General features: G+C 69.8%; 7 protein-coding genes. 6 read left to right on the forward strand and 1 reads right to left on the reverse strand.

The genetic code is table 11. From position 1 onward, the window contains the following. Positions 1–101: 101 nt before the first annotated feature. From ACN28C_RS27865 to ACN28C_RS27880, 4 genes are all read left to right on the forward strand, one after another. Positions 102–785 carry a hypothetical protein gene (locus tag ACN28C_RS27865; RefSeq protein WP_422770484.1) on the forward strand — a complete coding sequence of 228 codons (684 nt, stop codon included), beginning with the start codon at positions 102–104 and terminating at the stop codon, positions 783–785. A gap of 952 nt (positions 786–1,737) precedes the next feature. Continuing rightward, a complete protein-coding gene (locus tag ACN28C_RS27870) occupies positions 1,738–4,875 on the forward strand; it encodes an OmpL47-type beta-barrel domain-containing protein (RefSeq protein WP_422770485.1) in 3,138 nt (1,045 codons plus the stop codon). 68 nt (positions 4,876–4,943) lie between these two features. Continuing rightward, a complete protein-coding gene (locus ACN28C_RS27875; RefSeq protein WP_422770486.1) occupies positions 4,944–6,137 on the forward strand; it encodes a multicopper oxidase domain-containing protein in 1,194 nt (397 codons plus the stop codon). Positions 6,138–6,214: 77 nt separating this feature from the next. Continuing rightward, the gene (locus ACN28C_RS27880; protein ID WP_422770487.1) at positions 6,215–10,294 is read left to right on the forward strand and encodes a ThuA domain-containing protein; all 4,080 of its coding nucleotides are present in this window, start codon (positions 6,215–6,217) and stop codon (positions 10,292–10,294) included. A 69-nt stretch (positions 10,295–10,363) separates the two neighbouring features. Here ACN28C_RS27880 and ACN28C_RS27885 read toward each other — a convergent pair whose 3' ends face one another. Then, positions 10,364–11,863, reverse strand: a complete 1,500-nt coding sequence (locus ACN28C_RS27885) for a chitinase (RefSeq protein ID WP_422774831.1) — start codon at positions 11,861–11,863, stop codon at positions 10,364–10,366. Between the two features lie 183 nt (positions 11,864–12,046). Here ACN28C_RS27885 and ACN28C_RS27890 point away from each other — a divergent pair, with 183 nt between their 5' ends. Together ACN28C_RS27890 and ACN28C_RS27895 are read left to right on the forward strand one after the other, a co-directional pair. Further along, on the forward strand, positions 12,047–13,120 hold the full coding sequence (locus tag ACN28C_RS27890) for a glycoside hydrolase family 19 protein (protein WP_422770488.1): 1,074 nt from the start codon (positions 12,047–12,049) through the stop codon (positions 13,118–13,120). Positions 13,121–13,673: 553 nt separating this feature from the next. After that, positions 13,674–14,264: a class I SAM-dependent methyltransferase gene (locus ACN28C_RS27895; protein WP_422770489.1), complete on the forward strand. Its 591-nt coding sequence runs from the start codon at positions 13,674–13,676 to the stop codon at positions 14,262–14,264. Positions 14,265–14,462: the final 198 nt, after the last annotated feature.

The following is a 14,462-nucleotide window of genomic DNA, read 5'->3' on the forward strand; positions in this document are numbered from 1 at the left end:
CCAGCATGCGGATGCAATCGATCACCAAGCGGTCTCAGAGATCACATAATGTCGATGCATCGCCACGTAGATACTACGCATCGTCGACAAGAGGGGGAATCGTGAAATCGAGAAGGCGGATCACCGTCGGCCTGGCGCTGGCTCTCACGACACTCATGGGCGGGCTCGGCGCCGCGCCGGCCAGCGCCTACCAGTCACCGCTCATCTGGGTCGGATCGCCCGTCAGCGCCAGATGGGGCGAGAGCCCGTCGAGCCACATCTGCCTGGCTAAGGCATCTCCGGCAAACGACTGGTGTACGGACCTGTACACGCCTGACGGCTCGTCAGGGCAGCCGGCGTATCTGTACGTCGCACCATCGAACTCCGCCTACGACTCCGCCGTCACCACCAAGGTCAGCCAGATCATCGATGACAGCGCTTGCCGGCTTGGCGGGGGTGGCGACCTGGTCACAGTACAGATTTTCTACAATGGCGCGTCGTACGGGCAGGTCACATACGCACACCTGGACCGCAACCCCTCTTTGTATGTGGGGCAGTGGGTTGGCCGCTGGGGAACATACCTCGGCAACATGGCCAACCTCGCCAATGGGAACGGGGGTGGCCCTGGCCCCGGCGGGGCTTCCTGCTGGACTGGCCCCCATATCCACACCGAACTTCGGGCCACGACGCAGTACGCGTGCTGGAACAGGGGGTACGTTCCCTACCAGTCGAACCTGGTCACACCGAATTTCATAGGTTTCGTGTCGGGCCCACTGAACTACGGCGGAAAGTCCCCATGCCCCTGATCAGCTGACCCCGCACGGGCACCAAGCCCCGGATCGCCGCTTCGGCGAACGATCCGGGGCTCGACCACGTAGCGATCATCTGGCCCTTCGCCCTGCTGAGGTGATCGCCTGTCGTGCCATGCTCGAGGTGCCCGGGGAACTCGTGCGGTACCTGCCTGCCACCGGCCGCCGCCGCTGGTGTTCGTCTGGATCCGCGGCAGCGCCGCGGACGTGACGCACCGGCACCGGCTCCGGCACATCGGGGCACCGCGCACCGCCACCGTGGCGAGGGCATCGCCGTGCTCTGGCCGCCGACCCGGACGCCGCGCTGCGGCACGCCGGCACCGGCTACCGGTCCACTGGCCACGATTCATCCGCTTCCACGAGTTCAGCGCACTCCGTCCAGAATCGACGGATTGCCGTCTTTCGGAATCTGCCTCTGGTCTCCGGCGTCGATGCCGGAGGGCAGAACCGACACATAGGGACTTTGTTCGGCCGCCCGATCCTTTTGTCACGGCGTACAAAAGTCTCGCTGATCCCGTCGAAAGATCTAGACACGTCGTCACCAAGGCGGTTAGTGTCGGGCAACATCGAACCGTTTCAGCGAGCTGACCGGCGGCGCGGTCAGCTCGTCGTCTGAGAGTCACGGCTTGGCTGGGGAAGCCCACTCTCCAGGTTGGCGTGCTCGCAGACCCGGCGCGGTCGCCCCGCGCCATGCCCGCAACGACGTCGGTTTCCGCCGGCTCGGCGACACGGTCGGCAGCACCGCCGTCGCGGGCCCGACCTCGCCCACCGTCCACCGTCTTCCTGACCGAGACACATTCGTCCACCCGCCAGCCTGACGGCTGGCAGCCGCAGCACCGGCTCCTGGCGCGCTCGGGGCCGGCCTGCGGTATGCCGCCGTGCCATCCGTCGATTCTGCGCACCCATGGGTCGTCGACGTTCACGAAGACTCGCGAAAGGTCTGTTTGACATGCCAGCTTTTCCTGCGCGGTCTGGCCCGCCAAGGCGTTCGAAGCTGCTCTCCCGGCTCACCCGCAGCCGGGCCAACCGACCGATGAGGATCCTCGGGGCGGTGGCCGTGCTGCTCGCCGGCTCCGCGCTCATCGCCGCCCCGGCCGCCGCCCGTCCCGACAACGGATCAATGGGACCCGGCGGTCTCGGATCGACGGCGAAACGGCTTCAGGCCCAGGTGCTCACCTGGACCGCCGGCAACAGCGTCCAGTCGTACGTCTCCGCGCCCACCACGGCGGTCGCCGGGCCGGCCACCCTCGTCTTCGAGAACAGCGTCGCGACCGGCAACACCAGCGGCATGCAGCACACGCTCACGTTCGACACCGGAAACCCGGAGTACAACCAGGACGTCGACGTGAACATCCTGGCCGACCCGTTCGACAGCAACCAGGGCCGGTGGACCGTGGACGTGGTGCTCACCCCCGGCACCTACCGCTACTTCTGCGCGATACCCGGGCACGGCACGATGAACGGCCTGCTCGTGGTCAGTGACGGCGGCGCGGACACCACCCCGCCGACGGTGACCGCGGCGGTCACCGGCGAGCAGGACGAGGACGGCGCCTACGTGGGCGCGGCCACGGTCACCCTCTCCGCCACCGACACCGGTTCCGGCGTCGGCCGGATCGAGTACTCGCTGGACGGCGGCCCGTACGGCACCTACTCCGCCCCGGTCACGGTGAACGCCGCCGGGCAGCACACCGTCACCTACCGGGCCACCGACGTCGCCGGCAACACCTCCGCCGAACAGTCCACCGCCTTCGAGGTCGTACCCCCGACAGACCCCGACACCACCGCACCCACCGTCACCGCCGCCCTCACCGGCGAACAAGACGACGACGGCGCCTACATCGGCACGGCGACGGTCACCCTCACCGCCACCGACACCGAATCCGGCGTCGACACCATCGAATACTCCCTCGACGGCCAGGCCTACGCCGCCTACACCGCACCGGTCACGGTCAGCACCGCCGGGCAGCACACCGTCACCTACCGGGCCACCGACGTCGCCGGCAACACCTCCGCCGAACAGTCCACCGCCTTCGAGGTCGTACCCCCGACAGACCCCGACACCACCGCACCCACCGTCACCGCCGCCCTCACCGGCGAACAAGACGACGACGGCGCCTACATCGACATGGCGACGGTCACCCTCACCGCCACCGACACCGAATCCGGCGTCGACACCATCGAATACTCCCTCGACGGCCAGACCTACGCCGCCTACACCGCACCGGTGATGGTGCACCAGCCGGGCCAGCACACGGTCAGCTACCGGGCAACCGACAACGCGGGCAACACCTCCACGCCGGAGTCCGTGGCGTTCGAGATCGCCGGCAGCACCGACCCGGACACCACGGCGCCGACCGTGACCGCCGGGGTCACCGGCGACCGCGACGACCAGGGCGACTACCTCGGGGCCGCCACGGTCACCGTCTCGGCCACCGACACCGAGTCGGGGGTGGAGCGGATCGAGTACTCCCTCGACGGGCAGCCGTACGCCGAATACACCGCACCGGTCACCGTCAACCAACCCGGCCAGCACACCGTCTCGTACCGGGCCACCGACGTCGCCGGCAACACCTCGGCGGCGCAGTCCGTCACGTTCCAGGTGGTGGAGCGGACCGACCCGGACACCACCGCCCCGACCGCCACCGCCGAGGTGGCCGGCAACCGGGACGGCGACGGCGCCTACGTCGGCGCCGCCACGGTCACCGTCTCGGCCACCGACACCGGGTCCGGGGTGGAGCGGATCGAGTACTCCCTCGACGGGCAGCCGTACGCCGAATACACCGCACCGGTCACCGTCAACCAACCCGGCCAGCACACCGTCTCGTACCGGGCCACCGACGTCGCCGGCAACACCTCGACGCCCGGCTCGGTCTCGTTCACGGTCACCTCGACCGGCAACCCGGACACCACCGCACCCACCGTCAGTGCCGCGATCACCGGCCAGCAGAACGGCAGCTGGGCGTATGTCGGCAGCGCCACCGTGGTGCTCACCGCCGCCGACACCGGCTCCGGGGTCTACCGGGTCGAGTACGCCCTCGACGGGCGCGGCTACACCGTCTACACCGGACCGCTCACGGTCAACACGCCCGGTGCGCACACGGTCAGCTACCGCGCCACCGACCGGGCCGGCAACGTGTCGGGGACCGCGTCGGCCACCTTCACGGTGGTGGAGAGCGGTCCGCCGGCCCCGAGTTGCCGGGTGGCCGACACCCGGCCGACGGTCTGGATCGGCACCGCGCACAGCGGCGTGCCGAACAAGCCGGCCGACGGCGGCTGCTCGATCAACGACCTGATCGAAGACGAGCGGGACTGGCCCGACCACGGCTCGTTCGTCGACCACGTCCGAGCGGTCGCCGAGCACCTGCACCACCGTGGCCTGATCCTGCTGAAGGAGCAGAACGCCCTGGTACGCGCGGCCCGCGACTCCGGCATCGGCAAATCCGAGGCGAAGCAGGGCTACCAGCCGCTGCTGGACCGCTCCGCCGCCTCCTTCAAGCTCTGGGAACAGGTCGGTGCCGGCGGCTTCCGGCGCAACGCCGACGGCTCGATCACCAGCCGGGCCGTCGACGGCCTCGGCATGCTCTGGTTCCCCGTCCGCAGCTACGGCGACTTCTCGCTGAAGCTCCAGTGGCGTGACGACGCCCCGGGTGACGGGCGGGCCAACAGCGGGGTCTTCGTCCGCTTCCCGCAGGTGCACCAGCACCCGCAGGAGTCCCGCCCCGAGTGGGTCGCGATCAAGTACGGCCACGAGTTGCAGATCCTCGACCGGGCCGACGGCGACCAGTACAAGAGCGGGTCGGTGTACGGCTTCGACCGGGTCGACCTCGACGGTGCGCGGGTCGCCCCCAAGGGCACCTGGAACGACTACGAGATCCGGGTCGTCGGCCAGCACTACTCGGTGTTCCGCAACGGCGAGCTGATCAACCAGTACGTCAACGTCCCCGACGCCGTCTTCGACCCGCCCCGGGCGGACGATCCGGGCGGCGCCGGCCGGCAGCACGCGACCGGCTACGTCGGCCTGCAGAACCACGGTACCGGCGACATCGTCAGCTTCCGCAACGTCCGCATCGCCCCGCTGACCCCGTGATGTCGGACCCGCACGCCGATCACCGCCCACCAGCCCCACCCGGGCCGGCCGAGCGATTGGATACCACGTTGGAGAAGGAAACGAAGGACATCGGCGAGATCGTGCTCTCGCCACCCCCCGGCGGGCCGGAGTCCCGCCGGGGGGTGCCGGACCGGCTGCTCGACACCGGTGCCGGCCGGGCCCTGCTGGTGGCGGCCGTCATGGTGGTGACGCTCGCCGGCGCTGGTGGGCTGGTCCTGGCCGGCGGTGGCACCGGAGGCGGGCCGGCCGGACCGCCGGCGGAGCCGGCGTTCGAGGCCGCCGCGGTGGCGGCGGATCGGCCGGCAGGCTGCGTCACCCCGGACCGCCGACTCCAGTTGTACGCGGTCGAGCTGCCCAAGGATCCGGTCACCAACCAGATCCGGCTCGGCTACGGACTCACCCCGCAGACGGCCTCCTATCCCGGGCCGACGATGGAGATGATCGAGGGGGAATGCCTGGCGATCACCCTGCACAACCAGGTGCCCGCCGCGACCCTGGAGCAGCTGCGCACCGATCCGGAGCATCCGATCGGGGTCTCGCTGCACGTGCACGGCGTCAAGTACACCCAGACGTCGGACGGCACGGTGCACAGCAACTCCTTCGTGCCGCCGGGCGGGTCGCGGACGTACACCTGGTTCGCCAAGCCGCCCAGCGGGAGTTCGCAGGGGACCGCCGGCTACTGGTGGTACCACGACCACGTGGTGGGCGGCCCGCACGGCACCCAGGGCCTCCGCTCCGGGCTCTTCGGCGGTCTCGTGGTACGCCGGCAGGGCGACCCGAGGCCGGACCGGACCTACGTGACGGTTTTCGGCGACCGGCAGACCATCAACCTGCGGCGGAGTTCGGAGGCGGACACCTGTGACCCGGTGAACCCGCAGCCCGGCCCGACCTGCCTGGTCGCCAGGCTCGGCGAACGGGTCGAGTTCATCGTGATCGGCATCGGCGACGACATGCACACCTTCCACGTGCACGGGCACTCCTGGGCGGACACCCGGACCGGCCTGGTCACCGGCGGCAAGGCGCTCGCCGACTCGATCCCGATCATCGACAACAAGACCCTCGGCCCGGGTGACAGTTTCGGTGTGCAGATCGTCGCGGGCGACTCCGTGGGCCCGGGGCACTGGATGCTGCACTGCCACATGCAGTTCCACTCCGACCTCGGCATGTCGACGATGCTGCACGTCCTCGACGAGAACGGGCAGATGCCGCCGTACCCCGGCGGTCACGGGAACCACCGATGACCGGCACCCCTTCGCACCACCACCCGAGCACACCCATCGCCCGAAGGACTCTTCGTACCCCCTCTGGAGGAGGAGAAGTGGCTCACCGACGCCATTTCCGGCCAGCCCGATGGGTCGGTCGGCACCGCCCCGACCCCGTCGACCGCCCGTCCCCCGAGACCGTCCCACCGATCCTCCGGCTGCGGCGCCGCGGCGCCGCAGCGCTGCGCCGCGTGATCGCGCTCGCCTCGGGCGCGGTGCTCGCCCTCGGTCTGCTGAGCGTGCCGGCCGCTGCGGCACCGGACGAGAGCACCGGCGGAGTCGCGCCGGCCTGGGGCGGCGGTGCGGTGCGGGTACTGGTCTTCCACGGGCCCGCCGCGTCCCAGCAGGACCCGGTCGCCAGGGCCGTCAGCAGCATCCGGAAGCTCGGCAACGAGCACGGCTTCACCGTGCACGCCTCCGACGACCCGGCGGTCTTCACCCCCGACAACCTCGACCGCTACCGCAGCGTCGTCTTCCTCTCCGCCAACGGGGTGACCCTGGACGACGCGCAGGAGGCCGCGTTCCAGGCGTACGTCAAGGGCGGTGGCGGCTTCGTCGGCGTCCACGACGCCGCCCGCGCGCAGCCGCACTCCGAGTGGTTCACCGGTCTGATCGGCACCCGACCGGCGGCGAGCCTGCCGAACGCGGAGACGATCGAGAGCGTCACCGCGAGCGGCAACAACCCACCGAACGAGACCGTCGAGAACCTGATCGACGGCGCGACCGGGACCAAGTGGCTGACCCGCAGCCCGACCGGCTGGGTGATCGCCAAGCTCGCCGAACCGAAAGTGATCGCCCAGTACGCGCTCACCTCGGCGAACGACTTCACCGGGCGCGACCCGAGGGACTGGACCCTCCAGGGGTCGGCCGACGGCGAGACCTGGACCGATCTGGACCGCCGGACCGGGGAGACCTTCTCGGGCCGGTTCCAGACCAAGCAGTACGGCATCGCCGATCCGCAGGCGTACGAGTACTACCGGCTGGACATCACCGCCAACAGCGGTGAGCCGCTGATCCAGCTCGCCGAGCTCTGGCTGGTCGGCCCGAACGCCGGACCGGCGCCGGAGGAGACGGTGCAGGAGGCGGTGGTCGACCTGGTCGACCGCCAGCACCCGGCGAACAAGGGGCTGCCGCTCAACTGGACCCGGTCGGACCAGTGGATGAACTGGGACCCGAGCCCGGTCGGCCGGGTGCACACCGTCGCCCAGGTCAAGGAGACCAGCTACAACGCCGGGCTCGCCGGCAACGGCGCCTTCCACCCGGTCTCCTGGTGCCGGGACTACGACGGCGGCCGGTCGTTCTACACCGGCATGGGCCGCACCGAGGCCAGTTACACCACCGACGCCCGGTTCCGCAGCCACCTGCTCGGCGCGCTGCAGTGGACGAGCGGCATGGTCCGCGGCGACTGCAAGGCGACCATCGGGTCGAACTACACGATCGAGCGGCTGACCACCACCAACCAGTCCGGCCAGCTGGACCAGATCGGCGAGCCGCACGGCCTGACCATCGCACCCGACGGCACGGTCTTCTACATCGGCAAGGCCGCCTGCCCGAGCGGGCCGATCGCCGACTGGGCCAACCCGGACGTCGGGCTGGGCTGCGGCACCATCCACCAGTGGGACCCGGAGACCAAGCAGGTCAAGTTGCTGACCACGCTCGAGGTGATGGGCAACCGGGGCAGCGGCAGCGAGCTGGTGAAGAACGAGGAGGGTCTGGTCGGGATCACCCTCGACCCGAACTTCGCCGAGAACGGCTGGTTCTACGTCTACTGGATGCCGCACGAGTCGATCGACCGGGAACGGCGGGTCGGGCAGCGTACGGTCTCCCGGTTCACCTACGACCACGGGCAGCAGTCGATCGACCAGGGCACCCGCAAGGACCTGCTGCACTGGGACACCCAGATCCACAGCTGCTGCCACGCCGGTGGCGGGATGACCTTCGACGAGTCCGGCAACCTCTACATCGGCAGCGGTGACAGCAACTCCTCCGGCGGGTCGAACGGCTACTCCGGCAACAACTGGACCCAGGAGTACGCCGGGATCTCGTTCCAGGACGCCCGGCGTACCTCCGGCAACACGAACGACCTGAACGGCAAGATCCTCCGCATCCACCCGGAGCCGGACGGGACCTACACGATTCCGGACGGCAACCTCTTCACCGGCCAGGAGCAGGGCGGCGGCAAGACCCGGCCGGAGATCTACGTGATGGGCGTCCGCAACATCGCCCGGATCGCCTGGGACCCGGTCAACGACTGGCTCACCGCCGCGTGGGTCGGCCCGGACGCCGGCGCCCCGGACCCGGAACTCGGCCCGGCGAAGTACGAGACGGCGACGATCATCACCTCGGCCGGCAACCACGGCTGGCCGTACTGCATGGGCAACCGGCAGCCGTACCGGGACCGGAGCAACACCGACGCCACCGTGCTGACCGGCTGGTACGACTGCGACAACCCGCGCAACGAGTCGCCGCGCAACACCGGCCTGGTCGACCTGCCGCCGGTGCGGGACAACATGATCTGGTACTCGCCGCAGGGTGGCGGGCCGGTCTTCCCGAAGCGCGACGACGGGAGCGGGCTGCCGACGTACGAGACCGAGGACATCACGCTGACCCAGCCGTACCTGACCGGCGGCGGCCAGGCCGTGATGGACGGCCCGACCTACCAGCGGGAGAACGTCGACGTCGACAGCGGGGTCGCCTGGCCGGAGTACTGGGACGACAAGTGGTTCATCGGTGACCAGTCCAACGCCAACAACCGGGTCGCGGTCACCGTCGACCCGGGTACGGTCGCCGAGGCCGGGCCGCCGGCCTTCGCCGAGGACCTGCGCAGCATCATCCGGCTCGGCACCGGCACCAACCAGCTCGACTCCTGGATGGACGCGAAGTTCGGGCCGGACGGCGCGCTCTACATGCTCGACTACGGCCGCGGCTTCTTCAGCCTGCACCCCAACCAGAAGCTGATCCGGATCACCTACCAGGGTGGCCAGGCCACCCCGAACCCGAGCCTGGCCACGGCGCGGTCGGTCACCCCGAGCCAGCCCCGGACCATCGGGTTCTCCGCCGCGCAGGTCGGCGGGGTGGCCTGGGAGTGGGACTTCGGCGACGGCAGCAAGCCGTCGCACCAGGCCCACCCGACGCACACCTACAAGAGGTACGGCACCTTCACCGCGACGCTGAAGGTGACCTACGCCGACGGTGAGGTGGTGACCGGCACGGTCGAGGTGACCGCCGGCTGCACCGCGGCGGACGCCCGGCCGACGGTCTGGATGCTGGACACCGACACCGGGGTGGCCAACCGGCAGACCGGTGGCGGCTGCACGATCAACGACCTGATCGACGACGAGACCACCTGGCCGAACCGGGCCTCCTTCGTGACCCATCTCGACGAGGTGCTCGCCGAACTGACCGCCGCGCACGTCATCGACAACCGGGAGATGCGGGCGCTGCGCCAGGCCGGCCGGCAGTCCCCGATCGGCGCCACCGACGGCTACCAGCCGATCTTCGACGGATCGGCGAGGTCGCTCGCCGGCTGGCGCCAGGCACCGGGCGGGTCGTTCGGGCTGCGCCCCGACGGCTCGATCCGCAGCTCGGGCGGGCTCGGCATGCTCTGGTACGCCGACCAGCAGCTCGCCGACTACTCGATCAGGGTGCAGTTCCGGGACGTCTCTCCGGAGAACGTCCGGGCCAACAGCGGCATCTTCGTCCGGTTCCCGGACCCGAGGACCCCGCTGGAGCAGCGGCCGGCCGGCAGTTGCGGCACGGTGGGGTCGGCCCGGAACTCGCAGGCCTGGGTCGCGATCTACTGCGGACACGAGATCCAGATCTACGACGGTGAGACGGGCGAGCCACAGAAGACCGGCTCGGTCTACAACTTCGCCCCTAACACGCTCGACAAGGCCGGCGCGACCCCGAAGAACCAGTGGAACGACTACGAGGTCCGGGTGGTCGGCCAGCACTACACGATCGTCCGAAACGGCGTGGTGATCAGCGAGTTCGACAACACGCCGGGCAAGCAGTCGTCCCGCCAGGGCGACCCGCCCACCGACCTGCGGCAGTTCGTGAGCGGTTTCGTCGGGTTGCAGAACCACGGCACCAACGACCTGATCGAGTTCCGCAACATCCGGGTACGCCAGCTCTGAGCTGACGGCAGGTGCCGGGTACGGGCGTGACGCCCGTACCCGGCACTTCTGCTTCCGGGGCGGGGCGGGTCAGGAGAGTGAGTTCAGGAACGGCTCGTGCGCGTTGCTGAACTCCCAGCCGTAGTACCGGTCCCAGTTGATCGACCAGGTCATCAGGCCCCGGAAGTTCGGGTTGGTGCCGCTGCGCGGCGCGTAGCCGCCGCAGGAGGTGCCGCGCACCAGGCAGGTCACCGCCTGCTGCACCCCGGCCGGGGCCACGTGGCCGTTGCCGGCGCTGGTGGCAGCCGGCGTACCGAAGGCGACCTGTTCCTCGCGCAGCGGCGGGAAGACGTTGCCGGCGTTTCCGGCGACCGGGAAGCCGGCAAGCAGCATGTCGGTCATGGCGATGTGGAAGTCCGCCCCGCCCATGGTGTGGTACTGGTTGTCCAGGCCCATGATCGGTCCCGAGTTGTAGTCCTGGACGTGTAGCACCGTGATGTCGTTGCGCAGCGCGTGGATCACCGGCAGGTACGACCCGGCGCGCGGATCCTGCCCACCCCACGGACCGGATCCGTAGTACTGGTAACCGAGCTGCACGAAGAAGGTCTCCGGGGCCATGGTGAGGACGAAACCGCTGCCGTAGCGCTGCTTCAGGGCCCGGATCGCCGAGATCAGGTTCACGATCACCGGGGTGGTGGGGTTTCGGAAGTCGGTGTCTCCGGTGTTCAGCGAGAGGGAGTGTCCCTCGAAGTCGATGTCCAGCCCGTCGAGCCCGTACCGGTCGATGATCGCGCTGACCGAGCTGACGAAGCGGTCCCGGGCCGCCGTGCTGGTCAACTGCACCTGGCCGTTCTGCCCGCCGATCGAGATGAGCACCTTCTTGCCCTGCCGCTGCTTGGCCCGGATCGCGGCGGTGAACGCCGCCTCGGTCTCCACTCCCGGGCATTCGCTGACCGGGCAGAGCTGGAAGCGGATGTCGCCGGAGGTCACCGAGGTCGGTTCCCCGAAGGCGAGGTTGACGATGTCCCAGCTGGCGGGCACGTCCGCCATCCGCAGGTAGCCGGAGCCGTTGGCGAAGCTGGCGTGCAGGTATCCGATGAGTGCCCGCTTCGGCAGCGCTGCGCCGGGTGGCACGGTGGGCGGCGGCGTGGTCGGGGGCGGGGTGCTCGGTGGCGGGGTGCTCGGCGGCGGTGGGGTGCTGGGTGGTGCGGTGCCGCCGCAGGAGGCTCCATTGAGGGTGCAGTTGGCCGGGGTGCCGGCGCCGGTCACGACGAAGCCGAAGGAGGCGGAGGCGCCCGGTGCGAGGTTGCCGTTCCAGGAGCGGTTGGTGAAGGTGTACCGCTGGCCGACGGAGGTCAGCAGGGCGTCCCAGTAGGTGCCGACGGTGCTGCCGGCCGGCAGGTCGAACGCGACCGACCACGAGGCCAGGGTGCTGGTGCCACCGTTGGTGACGGTGTACCTCCCCTCCCAGCCACTCCCCCAGTCGGCGGTCCTGGTGAAGGTGGCGGTCGGCCCGGCGGCGAACGCGGGCAGCGCGACGACCACGGCGCCGCTGGTTGCCAGCAGCGTCGCGGCGGCGGTGAGCAGCAGTGTTCTGGAGAGTCTCATGGGGTCCTCCGGAGGCGTCGCCGGCATCCGCAGCCATCGACGGGAGGTTAATTATCAGGAGTCTTTGTTTCATTAGTAAAGTTTCCGAACTGAATATGTTACGGTCACTTCCGTCGATGCGCGGCCGGTCATCGGCCGAGGTATCCCAGGAAGGAGAGTGACCACATGTCGAGACTGCGCGCCCTGGTCGCGCTCGCGGCGCTCGTCGTCGCCGGTGGACTCGTGGCGATCATCCCGTCGACCCCGGCCTCGGCGGCCGCCTGCGCGGCGCCGTGGCAATCCTCGGCCGTCTACTGGCAGGGCGACCAGGCCTCCCACAACGGGCGCAACTACCAGGCGAAGTGGTGGACCCAGAACGAGGCGCCGCCGGGCACCACCGGCGTCTGGCAGGACCTCGGAACCTGTGGCGGCGGCACCAACCCGCCACCCGGGGGGAGCTGCAACTACCCGAACTGGGTCGCCGGCACCTGGTACGCCGCCGGAAGCATCGTGCGGTACACCGACGGCCGGTACTACATCGCCGAGCACGACAACCCCGGCTACGACCCGATCATCAGCACCTGGTACTGGGAGCCGTACACCTGCGGCGGCCAACCGCCCACCAACCCGCCCGGTTCCGGCGGCTTCGTGGTCAGCGAGGCGCAGTTCCAGCAGATGTTCCCGGGCCGGAACTCCTTCTACACCTACTCCGGCCTGGTTGCCGCGCTCGGTGCCTACCCGGCGTTCAGCAAGACCGGCAGCGCCACGGTGCAACGTCAGGAGGCCGCCGCCTTCCTGGCGAACGTCTACCACGAGACGGGCGGGCTCGTACACATCGTGGAGCAGAACACCGCGAACTACCCGCACTACTGCGACGCCGGCCAACCGTACGGCTGCCCGGCCGGGCAGGCCGCCTACTACGGGCGCGGGCCGATCCAACTGAGCTGGAACTTCAACTACAACGCCGCCGGCAACGCCCTCGGACTGCCGCTGCTGACCAACCCCTGGCTGGTGCAGAACGACGCCGCCGTGGCCTGGAAGACCGCCATCTGGTACTGGATGACCCAGAACGGTCCGGGCACCATGACCGCGCACAACGCGATGGTCAACGGTGCCGGGTTCGGCCAGACCATCCGCAGCATCAACGGCTCGATCGAGTGCAACGGGGGCAACCCCGCCCAGGTACAGAGCCGCGTCACCCGATACCAGCAGTTCGTCGGCATCCTCGGCGTGCCGGCCGGTGGCAACCTCTACTGCTGATTTCGCTCCATCGCTGATCCCCGACCGGGTCTCGTCAGGCGTCGCCGCAACCCTGACGAGGCCCGGTCTGCCTGCTCTGCCAGGTGCAGAAGGTGCGGCGGCCAACGCGACGGCCGGGGGCGCATTCAGGCCGAACTGCTCCAGCAGCGCGGCACTGATCGGGTCGTCGTCGAGCGGCGTTGATCGGGCGGTGTTGTCGCGGCCGTTGTCGCGCAGCTCTTCACCGGGCCGACGGGTCTCCCGAGCACCTTCGGCGGTGGCAATTGCTTCAGCCGGCCAGGGGCAGTCGGCCCGGGGCCGGTTTCCAGGCCCGAACCGAGGGAATCCTACGCTGCGCGTTCCCCGCCGGTGCCGTGCGTGTGTCCGCGGCTGGTAGGCCGACGCAGAACCGGACGTCCCGCCCGCGTCCGCTCGGCCGCCCCGGCGCTGCGCTGCGGGAATGCCCGGTCGTGTCGAATCGTGACCGACGGCACGGTGCATCCGGCCGGTCAGGGAGGTGCAATGGGGTGTGTGAGCGGAAGTTGGTCGGGTGAGTGACGTGGTGAGATGCGCTGTGTCGACCCGCGAGCCGGATCTCGTCGCCGAGCACCCTGCCTCGTTGCCGGAGGCGCCGGCGGTGGCCCCGGCGGCCACGTACCGGCAGCGTTGGGCGGTGGAGAAGATGCGCGTCGCACCCCACGACCACCTGTTGGAGATCGGATGCGGTCGCGGCGTAGCCGTCTCGCTGGTCGCCGGCCGGCTCGGCGCCGGCCGGATCGTCGCGATCGACCGCGCGGCGACGATGGCGCGGCTCGCGGCCGAACGTAACGCGAGCCACATCAGGTCGGGCACGGCCGAGATCCGGTGCGCCGAGTTCGAGTCGGTCGGCCTCCCCGACCGCTACTTCACCAAGATCTTCGCGGTGAACGTCAACCTGTTCTGGCTGGGTGCGGCCGCACGGCACATCGACCGGATGCGGAGCCTGCTGGCCCCCGAGGGGCGGCTCTACGTCTTCGGCGAGCGGCCGCCCTCCGTGCATCCCATGGCGAACCTCACCTCGACCGAGCGGCTACTCCGCGACCACGGGTTCGACACCAGCAGGTCGATCGACGTTCGTGGGCAGGGCCGGGTCCTCACCTGCGTCACCGGCACGCCGTCACGGTGAACCCGCACAGGGCGGAGATCCGCTCGGCCGCGTGGCCGGACCACCCGCGTCCTGGTCCGGCGTCCCCGGAGCGGGGCAGGTCGGCTGCTCACGTTTGGGTGTCGCGTGGCGGGGCAACTGGCAGAGACGTGGCGGGGCAACTGACAGAGAACAGGATTCGAGGCCGGAGGGAGTCGGGCGGTGGCGGACAGGCACGAG

Origin of the sequence: Plantactinospora sp. WMMC1484 (assembly GCF_049315195.1) — a bacterium.
In the GTDB taxonomy this organism is placed as follows: domain Bacteria; phylum Actinomycetota; class Actinomycetes; order Mycobacteriales; family Micromonosporaceae; genus Plantactinospora.